This is a genomic window from Oceanitalea stevensii (genome assembly GCF_014837105.1).
Taxonomy (GTDB): Bacteria; Actinomycetota; Actinomycetes; order Actinomycetales; family Actinomycetaceae; genus Oceanitalea; species Oceanitalea stevensii.
The window spans coordinates 171133-192815 of record NZ_JACSPO010000002.1; the positions used below are offsets into that span (position 1 = coordinate 171133).

General features: G+C 76.1%; 20 protein-coding genes. 6 read left to right on the forward strand and 14 right to left on the reverse strand.

Features of this window, described 5'->3' with window-relative positions:
• Complete coding sequence (locus H9624_RS06935) at positions 1–1050, reverse strand: FecCD family ABC transporter permease (RefSeq protein WP_251839156.1); 1050 nt, start codon at positions 1048–1050, stop codon at positions 1–3.
• Positions 1051–1117: 67 nt separating this feature from the next.
• Between H9624_RS06935 and H9624_RS06940 the strand changes: the two genes are divergently transcribed.
• Entirely contained in the window at positions 1118–2119 is a 1002-nt protein-coding gene (locus H9624_RS06940; protein ID WP_286010904.1) for an iron-siderophore ABC transporter substrate-binding protein, read from the forward strand.
• Positions 2116–2943 (forward strand): siderophore-interacting protein, encoded by an 828-nt coding sequence (locus H9624_RS06945; protein WP_251839158.1) that lies wholly within the window; start codon positions 2116–2118, stop codon positions 2941–2943. The genes H9624_RS06940 and H9624_RS06945 overlap by 4 nt, the downstream gene beginning before the upstream one ends.
• Here the strand turns inward: H9624_RS06945 and H9624_RS06950 are convergent.
• On the reverse strand, positions 2928–3908 hold the full coding sequence (locus tag H9624_RS06950) for an NAD(P)/FAD-dependent oxidoreductase (protein WP_251839159.1): 981 nt from the start codon (positions 3906–3908) through the stop codon (positions 2928–2930). The genes H9624_RS06945 and H9624_RS06950 overlap by 16 nt on opposite strands.
• Before the next feature lie 83 nt (positions 3909–3991).
• Here H9624_RS06950 and H9624_RS06955 point away from each other — a divergent pair, with 83 nt between their 5' ends.
• Positions 3992–4963, forward strand: coding sequence for an MsnO8 family LLM class oxidoreductase (locus H9624_RS06955; protein WP_286010937.1), 972 nt, complete (start codon positions 3992–3994; stop codon positions 4961–4963).
• Between the two features lie 72 nt (positions 4964–5035).
• Here the strand turns inward: H9624_RS06955 and H9624_RS06960 are convergent, their stop codons facing one another.
• Both H9624_RS06960 and H9624_RS06965 read right to left on the reverse strand, forming a co-directional pair.
• Entirely contained in the window at positions 5036–5497 is a 462-nt protein-coding gene (locus H9624_RS06960) for an SRPBCC family protein (RefSeq protein ID WP_251839161.1), read from the reverse strand.
• 74 nt (positions 5498–5571) lie between these two features.
• Positions 5572–5799, reverse strand: a complete 228-nt coding sequence (locus tag H9624_RS06965) for a LapA family protein (protein WP_251839162.1) — start codon at positions 5797–5799, stop codon at positions 5572–5574.
• Between the two features lie 93 nt (positions 5800–5892).
• Here H9624_RS06965 and H9624_RS06970 point away from each other — a divergent pair, with 93 nt between their 5' ends.
• From H9624_RS06970 to H9624_RS06980, 3 genes are all read left to right on the forward strand, one after another.
• Positions 5893–7089 carry an MFS transporter gene (locus H9624_RS06970; protein ID WP_251839163.1) on the forward strand — a complete coding sequence of 399 codons (1197 nt, stop codon included), beginning with the start codon at positions 5893–5895 and terminating at the stop codon, positions 7087–7089.
• Between the two features lie 62 nt (positions 7090–7151).
• Positions 7152–8063 carry a glycosyltransferase family 2 protein gene (locus H9624_RS06975; RefSeq protein ID WP_251839164.1) on the forward strand — a complete coding sequence of 304 codons (912 nt, stop codon included), beginning with the start codon at positions 7152–7154 and terminating at the stop codon, positions 8061–8063.
• On the forward strand, positions 8060–9022 hold the full coding sequence (locus H9624_RS06980; RefSeq protein WP_251839165.1) for a UDP-glucuronic acid decarboxylase family protein: 963 nt from the start codon (positions 8060–8062) through the stop codon (positions 9020–9022). Before H9624_RS06975 ends, H9624_RS06980 begins: the two co-directional genes overlap by 4 nt.
• Before the next feature lie 7 nt (positions 9023–9029).
• Here H9624_RS06980 and H9624_RS06985 read toward each other — a convergent pair whose 3' ends face one another.
• The 10 genes from H9624_RS06985 to H9624_RS07035 all read right to left on the reverse strand — a co-directional run bounded on the left by H9624_RS06985 (position 9030) and on the right by H9624_RS07035 (position 21677).
• On the reverse strand, positions 9030–9554 hold the full coding sequence (locus tag H9624_RS06985; RefSeq protein ID WP_251839166.1) for a methylated-DNA--[protein]-cysteine S-methyltransferase: 525 nt from the start codon (positions 9552–9554) through the stop codon (positions 9030–9032).
• Positions 9551–11179, reverse strand: coding sequence for a DNA-3-methyladenine glycosylase 2 family protein (locus H9624_RS06990; protein WP_251839167.1), 1629 nt, complete (start codon positions 11177–11179; stop codon positions 9551–9553). Before H9624_RS06990 ends, H9624_RS06985 begins: the two co-directional genes overlap by 4 nt.
• Positions 11180–11322: 143 nt before the next feature.
• Positions 11323–12288 carry a glycosyltransferase family 9 protein gene (locus H9624_RS06995; protein WP_251839168.1) on the reverse strand — a complete coding sequence of 322 codons (966 nt, stop codon included), beginning with the start codon at positions 12286–12288 and terminating at the stop codon, positions 11323–11325.
• Positions 12279–12965, reverse strand: coding sequence for an SDR family NAD(P)-dependent oxidoreductase (locus H9624_RS07000; protein WP_286010939.1), 687 nt, complete (start codon positions 12963–12965; stop codon positions 12279–12281). The genes H9624_RS06995 and H9624_RS07000 overlap by 10 nt, the downstream gene beginning before the upstream one ends.
• A 2-nt stretch (positions 12966–12967) precedes the next feature.
• On the reverse strand, positions 12968–15085 hold the full coding sequence (locus tag H9624_RS16860) for a PfkB family carbohydrate kinase (protein ID WP_307784939.1): 2118 nt from the start codon (positions 15083–15085) through the stop codon (positions 12968–12970).
• A complete protein-coding gene (locus H9624_RS07015) occupies positions 15082–16308 on the reverse strand; it encodes a glycosyltransferase (protein ID WP_251839170.1) in 1227 nt (408 codons plus the stop codon). The genes H9624_RS16860 and H9624_RS07015 overlap by 4 nt, the downstream gene beginning before the upstream one ends.
• Complete coding sequence (locus tag H9624_RS07020) at positions 16305–17264, reverse strand: glycosyltransferase (protein WP_251839171.1); 960 nt, start codon at positions 17262–17264, stop codon at positions 16305–16307. Before H9624_RS07020 ends, H9624_RS07015 begins: the two co-directional genes overlap by 4 nt.
• Entirely contained in the window at positions 17261–18475 is a 1215-nt protein-coding gene (locus tag H9624_RS07025) for a glycosyltransferase family 9 protein (protein WP_251839172.1), read from the reverse strand. The genes H9624_RS07020 and H9624_RS07025 overlap by 4 nt, the downstream gene beginning before the upstream one ends.
• Positions 18472–19986, reverse strand: a complete 1515-nt coding sequence (locus tag H9624_RS16865) for an HAD-IIIA family hydrolase (RefSeq protein ID WP_251839173.1) — start codon at positions 19984–19986, stop codon at positions 18472–18474. The genes H9624_RS07025 and H9624_RS16865 overlap by 4 nt, the downstream gene beginning before the upstream one ends.
• Positions 19983–21677 (reverse strand): carbamoyltransferase family protein, encoded by a 1695-nt coding sequence (locus H9624_RS07035; protein ID WP_251839174.1) that lies wholly within the window; start codon positions 21675–21677, stop codon positions 19983–19985. Before H9624_RS07035 ends, H9624_RS16865 begins: the two co-directional genes overlap by 4 nt.
• Positions 21678–21683: the final 6 nt, after the last annotated feature.

Genomic DNA, 21683 nt, shown 5'->3' on the forward strand with positions numbered 1-21683 from the left:
TCACAGCCCGCTCACCCCGCGGCGGCGCACGAGCGCGATGAGCACCGGGGCGCCGAGCACGGCCGTGACGATCCCGGCGGGCAGCTCCCCGGGCAGCAGGACGACGCGCCCGACGACGTCGGCGGACAGCAGGAGGATCGGGGCGAGGACCATCGTGTAGGCCATGATCCACCGCTGGTCCGGGCCTGCGATCCACCGCGCCACGTGCGGGACCATGAGGCCGATGAAGGCGATCGGCCCGGCGATCGCCGTCGCCCCGCCCGCCAGCACGGTGATGACGAGGACCGACAGCACCCGCACGAGCGGCAGCCGCGCCCCGAGCGCGCGCGCGAGGTCCTCCCCGAGTGCGACGGCGTTGAGGGAGGGGGCCAGCGCGAGGGCGAGGACGAGGGCGGCCACGAGGAACGGGGCCAGCGCGGTGAGCGCCGTCGCGTCGCGCCCCGCGAGGGAGCCGGACTCCCAGGCCCGCATCGCCTGGAAGCTCGCCGGGTCCGCGAGCACCATCGCCGAGGTGATGCCGCTCAGCACCGCCCCCAGCGCGACGCCGGCGAGCGTGAGCGTCACCGGGCGGGCACCGGTCCGCAGCGAGGAGCCGACGGCGTAGACGAGGACCGCCGCCGCGAAGGCACCGCCGAAGGCGAACCACAGGTAGCCCCACACGCTCGTCACGCCGAGCACCCCGACGGCGATCGCGACGGCGAAGGCCGCGCCGGCGTTGACGCCGAGGATGCCCGGGTCGGCGAGCGGGTTGCGGGTGAGGGCCTGGATGAGCGCCCCGGCCACCCCGAGCGCGGCACCGGCGGCGAGCGCGATCGCGGTGCGCGGCAGCCGCCCGTCGAGGACGACGGTCGCCTCGACCGGGTCCGGGTTGGTGCCGAGCAGCGCGCCGAGGACGTCAGCGGGAGCGATGGCCCGCGAGCCGATGGCCATGCTCGCCACGAGAGCCAGCAGGAGGACCGCGAGGGCGGCGAGCAGCCACAGGGCGCGGGTGCGTCCGCGCCGGGCCCGACCGGGGCCCTGCACTGCCGGGCTCTTGACCAAGGTCCGCACGAGTACTTAGGTTAGCCTCACCTACGTGCCCGGTGGACCACCGGGCGACTTCCTCCGAGAGGCCACCATGCCCCGACGCCGTCCTGCCGCGCGACTCGTGACCGCGACGCTCCTTCTGTCCCTCACCCTCGCCGCGTGCGGGGACGACGGCGGCTCGCAGGAGCCGGAGGACCAGGCGCCGGCGACGACGGACGGCGCCTTCCCCGTCGTCGTCGAGACGACGTTCGGGGACGTCACCGTGGAGGAGGAGCCGGAGCGGGTCGTCGCGCTCGGCTGGGGCGACGCCGAGACGGCGCTGGCCCTGGGCGTGCAGCCGGTCGGCGCCTCGGACTGGCTCGGCTTCGGCGGGGAGGGCGTAGGCCCGTGGGCGCAGGGCCTGTACGACGAGGCCCCGGAGATCATCGAGACCATGGAGCCCTCCTTCGAGGCGATCGCCGCCCTCGAGCCGGACCTCATCCTCGACGTCAAGAGCTCGGGCGACCAGGCCCGGTACGACCGCCTCGCCTCGATCGCGCCGACGATCGGCGTGCCCGAGGGCGGTGAGAGCTACCTCACGACCACCGAGCAGCAGCTCGAGATGATCGCCGCGGCGCTCGGCCAGCAGGAGGGGGGCGAGCAGCTCCTCACCGACCTCGAGGACACCTTCGCCCAGGCCCGCGCCGACCACCCGGACTGGGAGGGGCTCACCGCCACCGCGGCCACCCTCACGAGCGAGGGCTGGGGCGCCTACGTCGAGGGCAGCGAGCGGGTGGACTTCCTCGAGAAGCTCGGCTTCGTGCAGAACCCGCAGATCGCGGAGATGGAGCCGGACGCGTCGGGCTTCTCCGTCTCCCTGTCGGCCGAGCGCCTCGACGCCCTCGACGCCGACCTCGTCGTCGCCTTCCCCATCTTCATCGAGACGAGCGAGATCACCGAGGACCCGATGTTCCAGCAGCTCCCCGCCGTCGCGGACGGCCGCGCCCTCGTCATCGACGGGGACCTCGCCTCGGCCTACTCCCTCGGCACGGTCCTGTCCCAGCAGTACGCGGTCGAGCAGATCGTGCCCATGCTCGAGGAGGCACTGTCGTGACCCAGGTCCTGCAGCGCACCAAGGCCGTCAAGCCGGCCGGTGCCCGCTCCACCTACGCCCGCGTCGTGCGTACCGAGCGGGTGAGCCCGAGCTTCGTGCGGGTCGTCCTCACCGGCGCCGACGACACCCTGGCCCGCACCTTCGTCCCCATGGGCTACGACCAGTGGTTCCGGCTCTTCCTCGCCGCCCCCGGCCGTGACCTCCCGGTCCTGCCCGACGGCGGACCCGAGGGCTGGTACAGCCGCTGGATGGAGCTGGACCCCGAGGACCGCGGCTCGGTGCGCAACTACACCGTCCGCGCGGCCCGCCCGCTCACGGACGGTGGCTGGGAGATCGACGTCGACTTCGTCGTCCACACCGACCCCGCCACCGGCGAGGTCGCCGGCGTCGCGGCAGCCTGGGCGCTCGGCGCCCGCCCCGGCGACGTCGTCGGGATGCTCGACCAGGGCACCTTCTACGCGACCGGGCCGGTGGCCGGCAAGGCCGTCGTCGTCGTCGACGAGAGCGGGCTGCCCGCCGCCGAGGGGATCGCCCGCTCGCTGCCGGTGGACGAGCACGCCGTGTTCCTCATCGAGGTCGCCCACCCTGAGGACCGTCGCCCGCTCCCGAGCTTCGCCAGCACCCGGGTGCGGTGGGCCGTGCGCGAGCCCGGCGCCGCACCCGGGGACGCGGCGCTCGCGCTGCTCCACGAGGAGCGGCTGGAGCCGACCGACTACGTCTACGCCGTCGGCGAGACCGCGCTCGCGCTGGGTGCCCGCGCGTGGGCGCAGCGCGCCGGGGTGCCCAAGGCGCAGGTCGACTTCTGCGCCTACTGGCGGCGCTGAGCCGGCTCGAGCAGCCCCGCCGCGGCGTGGGCGTCGGCGAGCGCGAGCTCGCCGTTGATGCCGATCGCCGCCCGTGAGCCCAGCTCGGCCGCGCCGAGCACCTGGCAGGACAGGTCGACGACGTTCCCCGCCGCCCACACGCCCGGCACCGAGGTGCGGCCCTCGTCGTCGGTCTCCAGCGCCGTGCCCATGTCGCTCGTCACCGTCCGCGCCCCGAGCCCCTCCAGGGCGGCGCTGTTGAGCCGGAAGCGGGGGGCGACGAAGACCGCCCCGCACGCCACGCGCGTGCCGTCGTCGAGAACGACGGCGCTGGTGCCGTCCTCCCCGGTGACCAGCTCCCGTGCCCGCCCGGGCACCACCCGCACGCCGCGGGCGGCGAGCAACCGGGCGCCGTCGTCGTCCACGGGGCCGGCGTCGTGGGTGACGACGGTGACGTCCTGCGACCACTGCCGCAGCAGCAGCGCCTGGTTGACCGCGCCCTCCGTGCTGCCCGCGAGGACGACGAGCGGCCGGTCACGCACCTCGTAGCCGTGGCAGTAGGGACAGTGGAGGACCTCGGACCCCCACCGCTCGGCCAGGCCGGCGACGTCGGGCAGCTCGTCGACGATCCCGCTCGCCACGACCACCCGGCGCGCCCGGAGGCGCCGGCCACCGGCCAGCTCCACCCGGAGCGTCGGCTCCGCGGCGTCCTCGACGACGACGGCGATCGCCTCGTCCGCGACGATCTCCACCCCGTAGCCGCTCACCTCACGGCGGGCGACGGCGAGGAAGTCGCCCGGCGCGGTGCCGTCGCGGGTGAGGAACCCGTGGAGGGCCGCGGAGCAGGCGTTGCGCGGGCTGCCCGCGTCCACGACCGTGACGGAGCGGCGGGCGCGGCCCAGGACGAGGGCGGCGGACAGACCCGCCGGTCCCGCGCCGATGACGACGACGTCGCGGGACTCGGGAGCGGTGGAGGCATCATCCATCCCCATACTGTGCGGCCCGTCGCGGCGGGCGGCATCCCGCGACGGGGGCGGCCGGCCGTCCTAACCTCGATGGAGTGACCCGCCTGCGCCTCTCCCTCCTCGACCGCTCCCGAACCCGCGCCGGTGAGGAGCACGCGGCGGCGCTCCGGGCCACGGTGGGGCGGGCGCAGCGGGCCGAGGAGCTGGGCTACCACCGGTTCTGGGTGGCCGAGCACCACGCGGTGCCCGGGATCGCGAGCGGTGCCCCGGCCGTCCTGGCGGCGGCGGTGGCGGCCGCGACGAGCCGCATCCGGGTGGGCTCGGGCGGTGTCATGCTGCCCAACCACCGGCCGATCGTCGTCGCCGAGCAGTTCGCCGTGCTCGAGGCGCTGCACCCGGGGCGCATCGACCTCGGGGTGGGGCGGTCCCTGGGCTTCACGGCGCCCGTCCGGGAGGCGCTCGGTACCACGCGGTACGCGCCGGAGGCCTTCGCGGCGGACCTCGCGGCCCTGCGGGACTTCCTCACCGGGCACGGGCCGGTGACTGCGATGCCGGTCGTCACGGACCCGCCGCCCGTCCTCGTCCTCGCCACCGGCAGCGGACTGGAGGTCGCGGCGCGGGCCGGGCTGCCCGTCGTCGTCGGCGGACCGGCCCTGTCCGCGGACGACGGCGCGATCGCCCGCTACCGGCGCGAGTTCCGGCCCACCGAGGCCTGCCCGGAGCCCTACGTCGTCATCAGCCTCGAGGTCATGGTCGCCCGGACGACGACCCACGCGCGTGACCTCCTGCTCCCCGAGGCGTGGGCGATGGCGGAGTCGCGGACCACCGGGGCCTTCCCGCCGCTGGAGCCCGTCGAGGCGGTGCGGCGACGGCAGCCGACGGACAAGCAGCGCGCCACCATCGCGGGCTTCCTGTCCTCGGCGCTGTACGGCACGCCCACCGCCGTCGGGGTGTCGCTCGCGGCGCTCGCCGAGCGGACCGGGGCCGACGAGGTCATGGTCTCGACGTCCACCTACGACCGCGAGGAGCTCGCCCACGCCGATGCCGCGCTCACCGAGGCGGTGAACGCGGCGTAGCTCCCGGCCCCATGCGCCGACAGCCGGATTCCTCCCGGAGGAATCCGGCTGTCGGCGATAGGGGGCAGGGGGTTAGCTGGGGTTCTCGACGTCGCCGCGCCAGGCGCCGCTCTCGACGCCGCGGGACTCGATGAACTCCTTGAAGCGGGCGGCGTCCGCCTTGACCTGACGGGTGTCGAAGCCGAGAGCGGAGCCGACCTTCTCCTTGGCGTCGGACGGCTCCCAGTCGATCTGGATCATCACGCGCGTGGTCGTGTCGCTGAGCCGGTGGAAGGTGACGACACCGGCCTGCTTGACGTCGCCGCCCACGCTGCGCCACGCGATCCGCTCGTCCGGGTGCTGCTCGGTGATCTCGGTGTTGAACTCGCGCCGCTGACCACCCACGGTCGTCACCCACCGGTTGAGGGTGTCGGTCACCTGGGTGATCGACTCGACGCCCTCCATGAACTGGGGGAAGGACTCGAACTGGGTCCACTGGTTGTAGGCGGTGCTCACGGGAACGTCGACGTCGATCGACTCTTGTACCTGGCTCATCTCGTCCTCCTGGAGGTCGGTGACGGTGGGCGTCCTGCCTATCAGCGGCCGGGCCGGCCTGCCACCGGACGGCGTCAGCGGCGGGCGCGGCGACGGCGCACGAGGGCGCCCACGGCCCAGCCGACGAGGAAGATGAGGAGCAGCACCAGCCACATCGGTGCCCCGACGCTGAGCCAGAACAGCTCGATGCGCACCTCCCTGCGGTTCTGCACGACGAAGGCGATCGCCAGCACGGCCAGGGCCAGGCCCACCCACGTCGAGGGCTCCACGCGCCCGGTCCGGCCGGTCTCGGTGCTCCGCATGGTGGGTCCTTCCGCTCGGCGACAGTCCCACTGTGCCCGGTGCCGCACGGCCGGGCGAGCGGGGAGACGCGGCGGCGCGGTTAGCTTGCGGGGATGTCCCCCTTCCCTTCCGTGCAGCCCCCGTCACCGGCCCCGCGCGGGACCGTGAGCGGCTCGGTGTGGCGTGCGCCGGGGATGCCGCTGCTCGTCGCGATGACCGTCCTCGCCTTCTCCGGCTACGCCGCCCTGCTGCCCGTCGCCCCGCTGTGGGCGGTCCAGGGCGGGGCGGGCTCCGTCGGGGCGGGGCTGGTCAACGGCGTCCTCATGCTCTTCACGGTCCTCACCCAGCTCGTCGTGCCCACCGCGCTGCGGCGCCTGGGCTGGGCGCCGGTGCTCGTGGCCGGCATGCTGCTGCTCGGGCTGCCGTCGGCGGCGCTCGGGCTCAGCGACGGCCTGCTGCCGGTGCTCGTGATCTCCGCGGTGCGCGGGCTCGGCTTCGGCGTCGTCACAGTGACGGGCAGCGCGATCGTCGCCGAGCTCGTCGAGCCCGAGCGGCGGGGCGCGGCCATCGGCGCCTACGGGCTGGCGATCGCCGGACCGCAGGTGCTCCTCCTGTCCGCCGGGCCGTGGGTCGTCGAGCAGCTCGGCTACGGCCTGGTCTTCGCGCTCGGGGTGCTGCCCGCGCTCGGTGTGGTGCCCGCCGTCCTCCTCTCACGGCGGCTCGAGCACGTCCCGGAGGCGACGGAGCGTGCGCCCTACCTGCGGCTGCTGCGCCCGATGGCCCTCCTCCTCGCCGTCACGCTCGCCGGCGGCGCGCTCATCACCTTCATGGCCCAGATGAGCAGCAGCGCCGCCCTCAGCACCGTGGCGCTGCTCCTCCTCACCGTGGCGGCCGCCGTGGCGCGCTGGCGGGTGGGCGCCCTGGCCGACCGGTTCGGACCCCGGCCCTTCCTGTGGCCCCTCGTCCTCCTCACGGGCGCGGGCATGGCGGTGGTCGCCTGGGCCGTGCGCGACCCGCAGGCCACCGCCGTCGTCGCGCTCCTCCTGGGCGCCGCCCTCGTCGGGACCAGCTACGGCGGCCTGCAGAACCTCACGCTCGTCCTGTCCTTCCGCGCGGTGAGCCGCCCGCACTACGGCTCGGCCAGCGCGGTGTGGAACATCGGCTTCGACGCCGGGACGGGACTGGGCGCCGTCGTCGTCGGGATGGTGGCCGCGGGCAGCTCGTTCACCACGGCCATGCTCGTCGCGGCAGGCGTCTCCCTCCTCACCCTGCCCCTGGCGCTGCTGCGCCGCGGCCCCGGGGAGGGCTGAGCCGCTCGGCGTGCGTGCCTCCCTCACCCGCCCCATGCTGAGGGACGTCGAGAGGAGAAGGCGTGACGCAGGCCACCACGGGGCGTGAGGTCGAGGACGAGCGCGTGAGCGTCGTCGTCGTGAGCCGGAACCGACGCGAGGAGCTGCTGCGGTCCCTCGCCCGGCACCGCGCCCCGGTCGTCTACGTCGACAACGCCTCCACCGACGGCAGCGCCGACGCCGTCAGCGAGCGCTTCCCGGACGTCGAGGTCGTCCGCCTGGCCCGCAACGCCGGCGCCTACGGGCGCACCCTCGGCGTACGGCGCGCCCGGACGCCCGTCGTCGCCTTCGCCGACGACGACTCGTGGTGGGCGCCCGGGGCACTCGCGACCGCGGCCGCGCACTTCGCCGCGCACCCGCGGCTCGGGCTCGTCCAGGCACGCATCCTCGTCGGGCCCGAGGAGCGGCTCGACCCGACCTGCGCGGAGATGGCCGCCTCGCCGCTGCCCGGTGACCCGGAGGTGCCGGGTGCCCCGCTCCTCGGCTTCATCGCCTGCGGTGCGGTCGTGCGGGTGGAGGCCTTCTGCGAGGCCGGCGGCTTCGACGACGTCGTGCGCTTCCCCGGCGAGGAGGAGCGCCTCGCCCTCGACCTCGCCGACCACGGCTGGCACCTCAGCTACCTCGACGACGTCGTCGCCCACCACCACCCCTCGCCCGTCCGCGGCCCGGCCGACGCCCGCCGTCGTGCGCTCGCCCGCTCCGCGGTCCTCACCGGCGCGATGCGGCTGCCCCGGCGGGACGCGCTCACCCGGGTCCGGCGGACGGTGGCGGCCGGCGCCGTCCAGCGGGCCGGGGCGAGGGACGCGCTCGCGGACCTCCCGGCCGCGCTGCGCCGTCGTCGCCCGGTGTCGGACCGGGTGGCCGCGCAGGCGGCGATGCTCCGCCGTACACCCGTGCCGACCAGACCAGGACACCGAGACGGAGGACAGCGATGAGGGCAGTGCAGCGCAGCGGCCGTGCGGTCGTGACCGGAGGGGCGGGGTTCCTCGGCAGCCACCTGTGCGAGGCCCTGCTCGACGACGGCTGGCAGGTCGTGGCGCTGGACAACTTCCTCACCGGCGCCCCGGGGAACGTCGCCCACCTGGCGCAGCGGCCCGGCTTCGAGCTCGTCCACTGCGACGTCACCGAGAACATGCACGTGCGCGGCGACGTCGACCTCGTCCTCCACTTCGCCTCGCCCGCCTCGCCCGTGGACTACCTCGAGCTGCCCATCGAGACGCTGCGCGTGGGGTCCGTGGGCACCGAGCGGGCGTTGCGGCTGGCGCGGGACAAGGGGGCCCGGTTCGTCCAGGCCTCGACCTCGGAGGTCTACGGCGACCCGCAGGTCCACCCGCAGCCGGAGACCTACTGGGGGCACGTCAACCCGATCGGTCCGCGCGGGGTCTACGACGAGGCCAAGCGCTACGCCGAGGCCCTCGTCACCGCCTACCGCGGCGCCCACGGCGTGGACACCGGGATCGTGCGGATCTTCAACACCTACGGGCCGCGGATGCGCCCCTACGACGGACGCGCCATCCCCACCTTCATCCGCCAGGGCCTCGCCGGCGAGCCGCTCACCGTGGCCGGGGACGGCAGCCAGACCCGCTCGGTCTGCTACGTCGACGACCTCGTCACCGGGATCCTCGCCCTCGCCCGCAGCGGCCACCCCGGGCCGGTCAACATCGGCAACCCGCACGAGCGCACGGTGCTCGAGATCGCCGAGGCGGTCGTCGCCGCCACGGGCGGACGCTCACGCATCGAGTTCGTCGAGCGGCCGGTCGACGACCCCGAGGTGCGGCGTCCCGACACGACGCTGGCCCGGACCGAGCTGGGCTGGGAGCCGCGGGTCTCGTGGGAGGAGGGCCTGCAGCGCACCGTCGACTGGTTCGCCGCCGCCCTCGCCAGGTCGGCGTGAGCCCGGGTCAGAAGAGCGTCGGCCCGGCCGGGAGGAACCCCTCGCGCTCGAGCAGGCGTGCCTTGACCGCCAGCCCGTAGCGGAAGCCGCCCAGGCTGCCGTCCGAGCGCAGCACGCGGTGGCACGGGACGAACAGGGCGGCGGCGTTCGCCGCGCACGCTGCGGCGGCCGCGCGGACCGCCGCCGGACGCCCCGCCCGTGCCGCGTACTCGGTGTAGGTGATCCGCTCACCCGCGGTGACCGTGCGCAGCACCTCCCATGCGTGGCCCTGGAAGCTGCCCGACCGCTGACGGACCGCCACCCGGCCCGGGGCCGCGAGGTCGCCGTCGTAGTAGGCGACGACGGCGGTGAGCGCCTGGTCCAGCGCGTCACCGTCCGCGCGGTCGGGTGCCGACCGCAGCGAGGGGTGCACGAGCGGGAGCAGGGAGGCGACGTCGTCGGTCCACCCGGAGGCGAGGACGCTGTCGGCGTCGGCGAGCACGGTGAAGGCGCCGTCGGGGGTGGCCACGGTCCCCCAGCGGGCGGCGCTCATCGCGACCCTCCGGCGCGGGCGGCGCCCGCCGCCTGCCACAGGTGCAGGGCGGCGTAGGAGCGCCACGGGGCCCAGCTGCCGGCGCGCTCGGCGAGGACCCGGTGCGCGGCCGGCGCCGGGAGGCCCTCCTCGAGCACGCCCAGGGCGCGCGCCCCGGCGACGAGGGCGACGTCCCCGGTGAGCCAGGAGTCCGGGTCCCCGAGCACGCGCATGGCGACGTAGGCGGCGGTCCACGGACCGATCCCGGGCAGGGAGAGCAGCTGCGCCCGCAGGACGTCGGAGGCGGCCCCGACGTGGAGGTCGAGCCGCCCGTCGGCGAGCGCGCGGGCGGCGGTGAGCACCGCCGTCACGGACCGGGCCGGCAGTCGCAGCGGCCGGTCCGGGTCGGGTGGCGCACCCGGGACGGGGGCGGGCACGTGCCGGGCGATCTGCGCCGGGGTGGGGAACACCCGGTCGAGACCCGGCACGGCGGAGGCGTAGGGGGAGCCCGCCACGGCGGTGAGGCGGCTGAGGTGCGTGCGCGCGGCGGCGACGGAGATCTGCTGCCCGACGAGTGCCCGGACGAGGAGCTCGCCGGGGTCCGCCGCGCCCGGCACCCGGACCCCCGGCGTCCTCTCGACGAGCGGGGCGAGCGCGGGGTCGGTGGACAGGGCCGCGTCGACGGCCACCGGGTCGGCGTCGAGGTCGAGCATCCGGCGCACCCGCGCGACGGCGGTGGCGATGTCCGCGAGGGAGGTGAGCTCGAGCCTCGCCCGCAGCTCCCGTCCCTCGGGCGTGGCCACGAGCTCGACGGCGCCCGGCCCGTGGGGCAGCGTGAGCGTGCGGGCGTAGCGCACCGGTCCGTCGTCGGGCACCTCGGCCACCTCCACGCCGGTGACGGCGCGGGCGGCGAGGAAGCGGAACACCCCGCGGGCGTCGAAGGGCAGCCGCACCGGCAGGTCGACCTCCAGCCGGACCGGCGCCGTCGCGCCTCCTCCGCTCGCGGCCCGCGGCGGGCCGGGGGCGCCGGCCCGCGCTCGCAGGTCCCGCGGGGTGGTGGCGAACACCTCGCGCACCGTGTCGTTGAACTGGCGCAGGGACGCGAAGCCCGCCGCGAACGCGACGTCCGCGATCGGCAGGTCGCTGCCGACGAGCAGCGCGCGCGCCGTCTGGGCCCGCCGCGCCCGGGCGAGCGCCAGCGGGGCCGCGCCGAGCTCCGTGACGAGGAGCCGGTGGACGTGGCGCGGGGTGTACCCCAGCCGCGCCGCGAGCCCGTCGACGCCCTCGCGGTCGACGACGCCGTCGGAGATGAGCCGCATGGCCCGGCCGGTGACGTCCCGGCGCAGGTCCCACTCGGGCGTGCCGGGCGCCGCCTCGGGCAGGCAGCGCTTGCACGCGCGGAAGCCGGCCGCGTGGGCGGCCGCCGAGGTGAGGTAGAAGGTGACGTTCTCCGGCCGTGGCGTGCGCGCCGGGCACGAGGGCCGGCAGTAGATGCCGGTGGAGGACACGGCCGTGAAGAACTGGCCGTCGAACCTCCTGTCGCGGGCGGCGATCGCCCGGTAGCGCTCCGCGAACAGCGGGTCGCCCGCCGCGCACGCCGGGCGCGCCTGCCGCGCGGTGCGCGAGCGGTCACCGGTGAGTGTCATGGGTCCAGTACAGCCCCTCGCGCCGAGCCCGTCTGGCGGTTTTCGGACCTGGCGGGTGGCCGTGCCGGCGGCGCGTGCGACCTCCCCGGTTCTCCTCACCACGCCCCGCTGCGAGGGGGGAGGTCGGAGGAAGACCGGGGAGGTCAGTGGGAGGGCTGGAGGGCCAGGAGACCGGACGTCGCGGCCGCCACCTCGTCGACCGTGATCGCGGCGAGGGCCGGGTCGACCTCCGCGGCGTGCGGGTCGCCCGTGCCGTCGCCGTGCCACAGGACGACGTGCCGCTCGGTGTCGAGGGCCGGGCCCCACGTCGTCGGCGGGGTGGGGCCGAAGAGGAGTACCGAGGGCGTGCCGACGCCCGTCGCGACGTGTGCGACCCCCGTGTCACCGCACACGAGCAGACGGGCGCCGGCCACGAGGGCGGCCAGGCCCGGGACGTCGTGTTCGCCGGCCACCGACCGGCCGACGTCGCCGGCCACCTCCGCGCACAGCCCCGCCTCCCCGGCCGAGCCGGTGACGAGCACCCGGTGCCCGTCAGCGCTCAGCCGCCGGGCCAGCTCGCGCCAGCGCTCCACCGGCCAGCGGCGCGACCCGGAGGCCGCACCGGGGTGGAGGAGGACGGCGTCCGCGACGCCCTCCGCCGGCTCGACGGGCAGGCGCAGGTCCTCCGGCCCGCACTCGCCGCCCGCGGCGGTGAGCAGGCGGCACCAGCGCGCCACCTCGTGCTCGTCCGCACGGAACTCCGGTGCGACGTCGCCGGCGGAGGCGGGATGCCCGGCCTCCGGGCTGGCGAAGGCGACGAGCCGGGACGGGCCCGTGACCGCGAGCAGCCGGTGGCTCTGCGGCCCACGGCCGTGGAGGTTGACGGCCACGTGCCCGCCGGCCCCGCCCACGGCCAGCGGCTCGTCCAGCCCCACGGTGGGGACGACGGCGTCGACCAGCCCCAGCCGGACGAACCACCCGCCGATCCCCTCGGGACCGGCAAGCACCACCCGCCGGCCCGGCCACGCCCGGCGCACCCCGCGCAGCGCCGCGACCCCGGTGAGCGCGTCACCGAGGCCGAGCGCCCGCAGGACGAGGACGTCGCCGGGCCCGAGACCGGCTAGGGCCACGACGGCTCGCCGGAGGCCATGACGAGCATCTCCCGGATCTCGCTGCCCACCGGCTGCTGCAGCGCCATGAGGACGGCGCCGGCGGTGTGGGCCGGGTCGTTGAGGTCCTGGTCAGGGCCGGGCTTGAAGCGCTCGTCGCGGCCGTCGAAGAAAGCCGTGCGCATGCCGCCGGGCACGAGGCAGGTGACGCCCACCCGCCCGGCGTACTCGGCGGCCAATGCCTGGGAGAAGCCGCGGATCGCGAACTTCGAGGCGGAGTAGGCCGTCGCGGCGTCGGCGCCCTTGAGGCCGAGCGTGGAGGAGACGGTGACGACCGTCCCGCGGCTCTCCTCGAGGTGGGGCAGGGCGGCGCGCACGACGGCGACCGTCCCGAGGAGGTTGACGTCGATGACCCGCCGCCAGTCCACGGGGTCGATGTCGAGGATCGGCCCGCACGCGTCGGTTCCCGCCGCCGTGACGACCGCCGTCGGCGGCCCTACCTGCTCGACGAGCGAGGCGACCGCCGCGGTCGCCGCGTCCCAGTCGCTGAGGTCCGCCACGACGTGCGGCACGTCGACCGACGGCGCGACCCGGTCGATGACGGCCGGGCGCCCGCCCGCCGCCCTCACCGCCTCGACGACGGCGGCCCCCAGGCCGCCGGCCCCTCCGGTGACGTAGACAGTTCCGACCTCGCGCAGCTTCACCCTGCTCCTCCCGTTGACCGTGCGTGCTCCGCGGCCTGGGCGGCCTGCTCGGAGCGGCTGATGATGGATGTCGTCGACCGGCCGCCCAGGTAGGGCAGCAGGACGACCCGGCCGCCGTGCGCCTGCACGACCTCCGTCTCCGGCAGCGGCCTGCCGCCGTAGTCCCCGCCCTTGGCCCAGATGTCGGGCCGCAGGTGGGTGAGCGTGCCGCGCGGGTCGTCGGCGTCGAGGACGACGACGGCGTCCACGCAGTCCAGCGCCTCGAGCACCTTGGCGCGGTCGGCCGCGGGCACGACCGGTCTGCCCGGTCCCTTGAGGCGAGTGACCGACGCGTCGGAGTTCATGAGGACGACGAGGCGGTCACCGAGCCGGCGCGCCGCCTGCAGCGTCGCGACGTGGCCGGCGTGGACGATGTCGAAGCAGCCGCCGGTCGCGACGACCGTCGCCCCGTCCCCGCGCAGCCGGGTGGCCAGCTCGCGCAGGGCGTGCGGCTCGGCCTTGAGGACGCCGCCGCGCTCGGTGGGCGCCTCGGGGGCGGGCTCGCCGGTGGGCCGGCGGCGGCCGCGGAAGCCCTCGGCCCCGCCCGCCGCCACCCAGGCCGAGGCGTCCGCGACGGCGGACTCGACCGCCTCGGAGAGCAGCGCGCCGGACGCCAGGGCGCTGGCGGCGCTCGCGGCGAAGCGGTCGCCCGCACCGCAGGGGTCGCCCCCGTGGGTGGCGACGGCGGGGACGTAGCTCGTCTCGTCGTCGTGCGCGGCGAGGAAGGCGCCGTCGGGGCCGGCCGTCACGCACACCCCCCGGGCCTGCCACGTGGTGCGCAGCGCGGCGGCGGCGACGTCGGCGGGCGCGTCGGGGCGCTCGACGGCGGCGCGGGCCTCGCTGAGGTTGGGGGTGACGAGGGCCGCGCCGGGCACCGGGGCGCCGCCACGCGGGTGGGGGTCCCACACGAGCCGGGTGCGGCAGGCGGCGTCCGCGAGCAGTTGCCGCAGCCCGGGGTGGCGGGTGGTGCCGGCGCCGTAGTCGGAGACGAGGACGGCGTCGGCGCTCGCGAGCACCCGGGCCACCTCCTCGAGCGGGAGGTCGTCGCCGGGGCTGCCGGGGCCGCCGTCGTCGACGCGGACGAGGGACTGGCCGCCGCTGCGGATGCGGGTCTTGCGGCGGGTGGCGCCCTCGTGGGGCAGGCGCAGGACCGTGAGGTGCTCCTCGAGCTCGGTGACGAGCCGGTCACCGTGCTCGTCGTCGGCGATGGGCGCGACGAGGGTGACGCGGCCGGTGCACAGGAGCGCCGCGAGGCCCGCGCCACCCGGGCTGTGGCGGGTGGTGCTCACGTCGAGAACCGGGACGGGGGCGTCGGGGGACAGGCGCGTGACCTCGCCGTCGACGTCCGCGTCGAGGACGACGTCCCCGACGACGACGACGTGCGGCGCGGAGGAATCCGGCTGTCGGCGAATGGGGGTCGCGAGCCATTCGCGCGAAGGCGCCTCCCCCTCCCGCCGAGAGCTGGAATTCTCCGGACCCACGTCGCGAGAGCCGGATTCCTCCCCCACCCCGAGGTGGCGGTCGAGGGCGGCGCAGAGGGCGTGGATGGCGACGAGGTGGCCCTCCTGGACGGCCGCCGTCGAGGGGGCGTCGACGCACAGCGCGTCGTCGCACAGCTCGGCGAGCGGGTTGGGGACGGGGCCGGTGAGTCCCCAGACGGTGAGTCCGAGCTCGCGGGCGCGCTCGGCGGCGCGCAGCACGTTGGGGCTCTTGCCGGAGGTCGACAGGAGGACGAGGACGTCGCCGGGGCGTCCGTGGCCCTCGACCTGCCGGGCGAACATCTCCTCGGCGCCGTAGTCGTTGACGATCGCGCTCACGCTCGAGGACTCCGAGCACAGCGAGATCGCCGAGAAGGAGCGGCGGTCGTGGAGGAAGCGGCCGACGAGCTCGGAGGTGAGGTGCTGCGCCTCCGCGGCGCTGCCGCCGTTGCCCGCCGCGAGCAGGCGCGCGCCGCCGGGCAGCCGCTCGGCGAGCTCGGCGGCCCACTGCTCCACGGTGCCGGCGTGGTCCTGGAGGAAGGTGAGGGCGGTCTCGAGCTCGGCCCGGTGCTCGTCGATCCAGTCCTGGGCGCTCATGCGGTCGCCGCCTTCCGTGGTGTCGTAGTGCGGGCGGTGCGGACCTCGGCGTAGGCAGCCTCGGTCGCCGCCGCCACCCGCTCCCAGCTGAAGCGCTCCTCTGCGCGGGCGCGGGCGGCCTCGCCGTAGCGGGCCCGCAGGTCCGGGTCGACGAGGAGGCGGGTGATCGCCGCGGCGAGCGCGTCGGGGTCGCGCGGGGGGACGAGGGCACCGGTGCGGCCGTCCTCGACGGAGTCGAGCAGCCCGCCGACGGCGCTGCCCACGAGCGGGCGCCCGCAGGCGGCCGCCTCGAGCGGCACGATCCCGAAGGGCTCGTACCAGGGTGTCGCGACGACGATGTCCGCCGAGCGGATGAGCGCCGGCACCTCGGTGCGTGACGCGGAGCCGACGAAACGCACCCGGTCGGAGACCCCGAGCTCCTCGGCGAGGGCGTGCAGGCGCCGGGCCTCGGGGTCGGTGCGGATCTGGGACTGATCCGGACCGCCGGCGACGAGCAGCTCGACGTCGGGCAGCAGCGGCAGCGCGGCGACGACCGTCTCCACGCCCTTGCGCTCGACGAGCCGCCCGAGCGAGAGCAGCCGGAAGGGCTGGTCGCCGCGCGAGGGGTGGACCTCGCCGTCGGGGCTGAAGAGCTGGACGTCCACCCCGCACGGCACGACGCGCACCCGTGACCGGTCGACGCCCATCGCCTCGAGCTCGGCGACCTCGTCGCTGCACGTCGCGACGACGAGGTCCGCCTCGGTGGCCACCCGGGTCTCGGCCTCCACCCGGCCCGCGGGGCTGGTGTCCTTGGCCCCCTGGTGGCGGCGCTTGACGGTGCCGAGGGCGTGGAAGGTGTGGACGACCGGCACGGGCACCTGCTCGGCCGCCTCGAGGGCGGCCAGCCCGGACATCCAGAAGTGGGAGTGGACGACGTCGGGCCGCTCCCCGTCCGCCCAGCGGCGAGCCAGCCACCGGCCGAGCTCGGGCATGTAGGGCAGCAGGTGGTCCTTGGGCAGCACGCGCGCCGGACCGGCGGGGACGTGGACCACCCGCACCCCGGGCAGCATCTCCACATGCTCGGGCAGCTCGGGGTCGTCCCGGCGGGTGTAGACGGCGACGTCGTGTCCCCGCCGGGCGAGCGCGGCCGCGAGGGCGGCCACGTGGACGTTCTGCCCGCCGGCGTCCTCACCGCCGAGCGCCGCCAGCGGGCTGGCGTGCTCCGACACCATCGCGATCCTCATCGGACGACCTCCTTCAGCAGCGACTGCCAGTCCGCGAGGAAGCGGACGGCGGAGAAAGCCTCGGTGGCGTGGCGGCGGGCGGACTGCCCGCGCTCCCGCGCCTCGGCGGGGTCGGCGAGCCAGCGCAGCGCCGCCTCCTCGAGCACCCGCGGGTTGGCCGACACGACACCGGCGTCCGCGGGGACGGCCTCGGGGGCCGCCGTCGTCGCCAGGGCGAGGACCGGCAGGCCGATCATCATCGCCTCGATGAGCGAGAGCCCGAGTGAGGTCCACCGGTAGGGGTGGAGGTAGGCGCGCTGCCGGCCGAGCAGCGGGTGCATCTCGGACTGGCGGACGTCCTCGTGCAGGTGGCCGGCCAGGTGCGGGGCGTGCTCCTCGAGCGCGGCCATCCCCATCCCGTACACGGACAGCGGGACGGTGCGGGACAGGTCGAGGACGACGTCGGTGCCCGCCACCCGCCACCGGCGCACCGGCTCGTTGACGACGACGCCGACCCGCTCCTCCTCGCCGGCGTACAGGTACCCGGGGTCGAGGACGCCGTGGTCGATGACCGTCGTCGGCGCGCGGCCGCAGTCCCACACGAGCGCGTTGAAGTGGGTGACGTGGACGACCGGAATGTCGTCGCGGTCGGCGAGGGGGTGGCGGGTGCGCACGGCGTCGCCGTTCGGGGTGTTGTGCTCGACGTAGACGGCGGGCACGTCCCGGCCCGGGCGCAGGCCGGTCCACTCCTCGAAGAGCGCGATCTCGTGGGGCCGCTGGAGGACGACGACGTCGCAGCCCTCCTCCCGCAGCTGGGCGGGGCTGAGCTCGCGGGCGTTCGGGGGCCAGTCCCACGTGCGCGCCCGGCCCAGGCCGTCGGGCCCGCGGTCGGGGAGCACCGGGATGAGGTACTCGTCGGGACCGGTGACGAAGGGGGTCAGCCAGGACCCGTGGACGTGCCAGACGGCGACCTTCACGCCATGACCTCCTGGGGGACGAGGGACGCGACGGCGTCCACGACCTGCTGGGGACGGATGCCGGTGAGGCAGGGGTGGCCGGGCACCGGGCACTCCCGGGCGCGGGTGCCGGCGCACGCGGCGAGCTGGTCGCCGAGGACGATGGTCGGCACCCCGTAGGGCGCCCACCGCTCGGCGGGCACCACCGGGGAGAAGAGGGAGACGACGGGCGTGCCGACGGCGGCCGCCAGGTGCGCGGGGCCGGTGTTGCCGACGACGACGCACGCGGCGCCGTCGAGCACCGCTGCGAGCTGGGGCAGGTCGGTGCGGCCGGTGAGGTCGTGGACCCCCGGCCTGGCGGGCAGCGGCGTCTCCCTGGGCCCGCCCGTGACGACGACGTCCCACCCCGCCCCGACGAGTGCCTCCGCGATCGCCCGCGCATGCTCGGGCGCAATCGCCCGCGCCGGCACCGACGCCCCCGGATGAAGGACCACGTACCCGCCCCGTCGCCGAGCGCTGAGTTGTTCCTCCACGAGGGGGGCGCCGCCAGTAACAACTGAGCTGTCGGCGCGAAGGGGGTGACCTCCCGGGCCCTCCCCCCGTCGCCGAGCGCTGAGTTGTTCCTGGACGAGGGGGGCACCGCCAGTAACCACTGAGCTGTCGGCGCGAAGGGGGTGACCTCCCGGGCCCTCCCCCCGTCGCCGAGCGCTGAGCTGTTCCGCGGTCAACGGGTTGTCGGGGAGGGGGCGGCGGACGGCGAGGCGGCCGTCGTCGCCCTCCGGGAGCCCCGCCCCGGCGGCGCGGGCGAGGTCGAGGGCTGCTTCGACCTCGTGCAGCCCCTCGGGACGCTGGTGGCGGACGTCGAGCAGCGAGCCGGGGTAGTCGACGCTCGTCGCGGCGACGTGCCCGATCCCCGCCATCTTCGCCAGCAGCGCCATCGGCAGCGGGCTCTGGTGGAAGGAGGTGAAGATGACCGCCCGGTCGTAGCGGCGCCCCGCGAGGGTCGCGACTAGCTCCTCGATCGCTGCGGGGTCGACCGCCGGCGGTCGGTAGCCGGACCACGGGGCCGCGACGACGAGCACGTCCCGCACCCCCGGCAGCAGCCGCGCGGCCGCGGCACCGGTGGGCGAGGCGAGGAGGTCGACATCGTCGCGGGCGGCGAGGGCGCGGACGGCGGGCCCGGTGAGGAGGACGTCGCCGTCGTTGTCGAGGCGCACGGCGAGGGTCGTCACTGGTCCTCACCCGCCATCGCGAGGACGAGGTCGACGGCGGAGGAGAGGTCCGCGGCGACGTGCTCGGCCTGCTCGACCTCCTCCTCGCGGGTCACCGGCGTAGGGACGAGGACGGCGCGAGCGCCTGCGGCCCGGGCGGCACCGACGTCGGCGCCGATGTCCCCGACGACGACGCACTCGTGCGGCTCGACGCCCAGCGCACGCGCGGCGCGCAGCACCATCCCCGGGCCGGGCTTGCGGCAGGTGCAGCCGTCCTCGGGGCCGTGCGGGCAGTGCTCGACGACGTCGAAGGAGCCGAGGAGGTCCTGGACGCGCTCGTTGACCCGGCCGACGTCCTCGGCCGCGATGAGGCCCCGGGCGACACCCGACTGGTTGGTCACCATCCCGATGAGCAGCCCGCCCGCGCGCAGCCGGCGCAGCGACTCCGCGGCGCCGGCCACCGTGCGGACTTTGGCCGGGTCCCCGTTGTAGGGGACGTCCTCGACGATCGTGCCGTCGCGGTCGAGCAGGGCGGCGCGCACCGGCGGTGGCCACGCGGACACGTCGCGGAAGCGGACCGCCCCGTGCAGCCGGTGCCACACCGCGGACCACGGGATGGCCACGCTCGTCCACGCCATGCGGCGCCACTCCGCGGCCCAGCCCTCCTCGCCCGGGCGGGGCCCGGGCGCGATGCGACGCGCGGCGAAGTCGGCGGTGAGCCCCGCCCACGTCGCGGCGGCCACGGTGGCCGCGCGATGACGACCGGCCACCGCGAGGAGCGCGGCGGCGCTCCCGGCGGCCACGGTGGCGACGTGCCACCGGAAGCGGCCTCGCCCGGTCCCGCCGATCTCCCGCCAGGTGGGGCCGTGCAGCGCGCGCATGAGGGAGTCGGAGGCCGAGCCGGCCTGCATGCGCAGGCTCACGGCGTCGTCCGCGGGGCGGACCGGGTGGAGGATCTCGCGCTCCCCGCGGACCAGCTCCCAGCCGGCCTGCGTCACGCGCAGGGCGAGGTCGGCGTCCTCCCGGTAGGCGCGGGGGAAGCGCTCGTCGAAGCCGTGGACCGCGGCGAGGGCGGCGCGGCGGTAGGCCATGTCGGCCGTCGCCCACAGCGCCGTCTCCAGCCCCGCGGTGTTGCGCTCCCAGTCGGTGGGGCGGCGGTGCTCGGGCAGCGGGACGGTGATCCGGCCCTGCGTGGCGCCCACCCGCGGACCGGCGGCCGCAAGGTCCGCGGCCAGCCGGGTGGCCCAGCCGGCGGGGAGGCGCACGTCGTCGTCGAGGAAGGCGACCCACTCGGTGGTGGCGGCCCGCCAGCCCGCGTTGCGGGCGGCGGCGGGGCCGCGGCCGCCGGAGCGCAGGACGTCGACGGGCACGGCGCCGTCGGGCAGGTCGAGGGGCTCGGTCCGGTCCAGCGGTCGGTCGTCGACGAGGACGATGCGCGCGGGGGCGGGTCCGTCCTGGCCGAGCAGGTCGGTGAGCACCTCCCGCAGGGACGGTCGGCCGACGGTCGGCAGGACGACGGTGTAGTCGCTCACGCGACCGCCACCGCGGCGTCGTCCGTCACCGCCGCCCCGGCCGCCTCGTGGGCGTCGAAGAGCTGGGAGCGCCGGACGAGGTGGGGCCCGAGGACGAGGAGGTCGACCGGCGCGGAGCCGAAGAGCTCGAGCGCGTCGCGGGGGTCGTCGACCATGGGCCGCCCGGCCGTGTTGAGACTCGTGTTGATGACGACGGGCAGGCCGGTGCGCCCGGCGAAGGCCGCGATCGTCGCGCCCAGGCGCGGCTGGCGCTGCGGGTCGACGGTCTGGATGCGCGCGGTGCCGTCGACGTGGACGGCGGCCGGGATCCGGTCACGCCACTCCGGGCGCACGGAGTGGACGAAGAGCATGTAGGGGCTGGGGATGGGGCCGTCGGTGAAGATCTCCTCGGCACGGTCGGCGAGGACCATGGGCGCGACGGGGCGGAACTGCTCGCGGCCCTTGACGTCGTTGATGCGTTCGAGGTTCTCCTCCAGGCCCGGGTGGGCGAGCAGCGACCGGTGGCCGAGCGCGCGCGGCCCGAACTCGCTGCGGCCGTCGAACCAGGCGACGACGCCGTTGCCGGCGAGGACCTCGGCCACCTGCTCGGGCAGGTCGTCGGGGGTGGTGAAGGGGACCTTCGCCGTCGTCAGCCACTGCGCGAGCTCGTCGTCGGACCAGGCGCGGCCCAGGTCCGCGCCCGCGATCGGGCGCGGCTCGGACCCGCGGTCCGCGGCCACCTGGAGGGCGGCGCCGAGCGAGGTCCCGGCGTCGCCGGCGGCGGGCTGGACCCACACGTCCTCGAAGGGGGTCTCGCGCCAGATGCGGGAGTTGGCCACGCAGTTGAGCGCGGTGCCGCCCGCCATCGTCAGCGCCGTGTCGCCGGTCTGCTCGTGCAGCCAGGAGGCGAGGTCGACGAGGACCTCCTCGAGGCGTGCCTGCACCGAGCAGGCGAGGTCGGCGTGGGGGCCGCCCCACGTGCCGTCGTCGACGCGCGGCTCCACCCACCGCGACCAGTCGGGGACCGGGGCCTGGAATCCGCCGTCGTCGGTGGCGTGGATGGTCTCGCGCAGCTCCTCGAGGAACCGCGGCTTGCCGTAGGAGGCCAGCGCCATGACCTTGTACTCGTCGGAGGAGCGAAGGAAGCCGAGGTGCTCGGTGAGCGACTCGTAGAGCAGACCCAGCGAGTGGGGCAGCTGCTGCCCGGCGAGCGTCTCGAGCCTGCCGCCGGAGTAGCGGCCGGCGAGGTGGGAGGCGTGCTCGCCGCGGCCGTCGAGGACGAGGACGCTCGAGCTCGCGTGCGGGGAGGCGAGGGCGCCGGAGGCGGCGTGCGCGACGTGGTGGGGGACGAAGACGACCTTCTCCGGGTCCAGTCCCGGCAGCGCGGCGGCGAGGAACTGCGGGGCGCGCTCGGCGTAGGTGAGGCGCAGGTGGTCCCACGGGTCGTCCAGGCCCATCTCGTGCGCGGGCCGCGCGAGGGAGGGGTCGAAGGAGTAGGCGACGGCGTCGAGGTCCTTGGGCTGCAGGCCCGCCTGCTCGAGGCACCAGCGCATCGACAGCTCGGGCAGCTCCCACGCCGAGAAGGGCACCGGGCGCTTGCCGTGCTTGCGCCGGCTGAAGCGCTCCTCCTCGGCTGCCGCCACCACCGTGCCGTCGATGACGAGGGTCGCCGACGGGTCGTGGAACAGCGCGTTGACGCCCAGAACTCGCATGCCGCC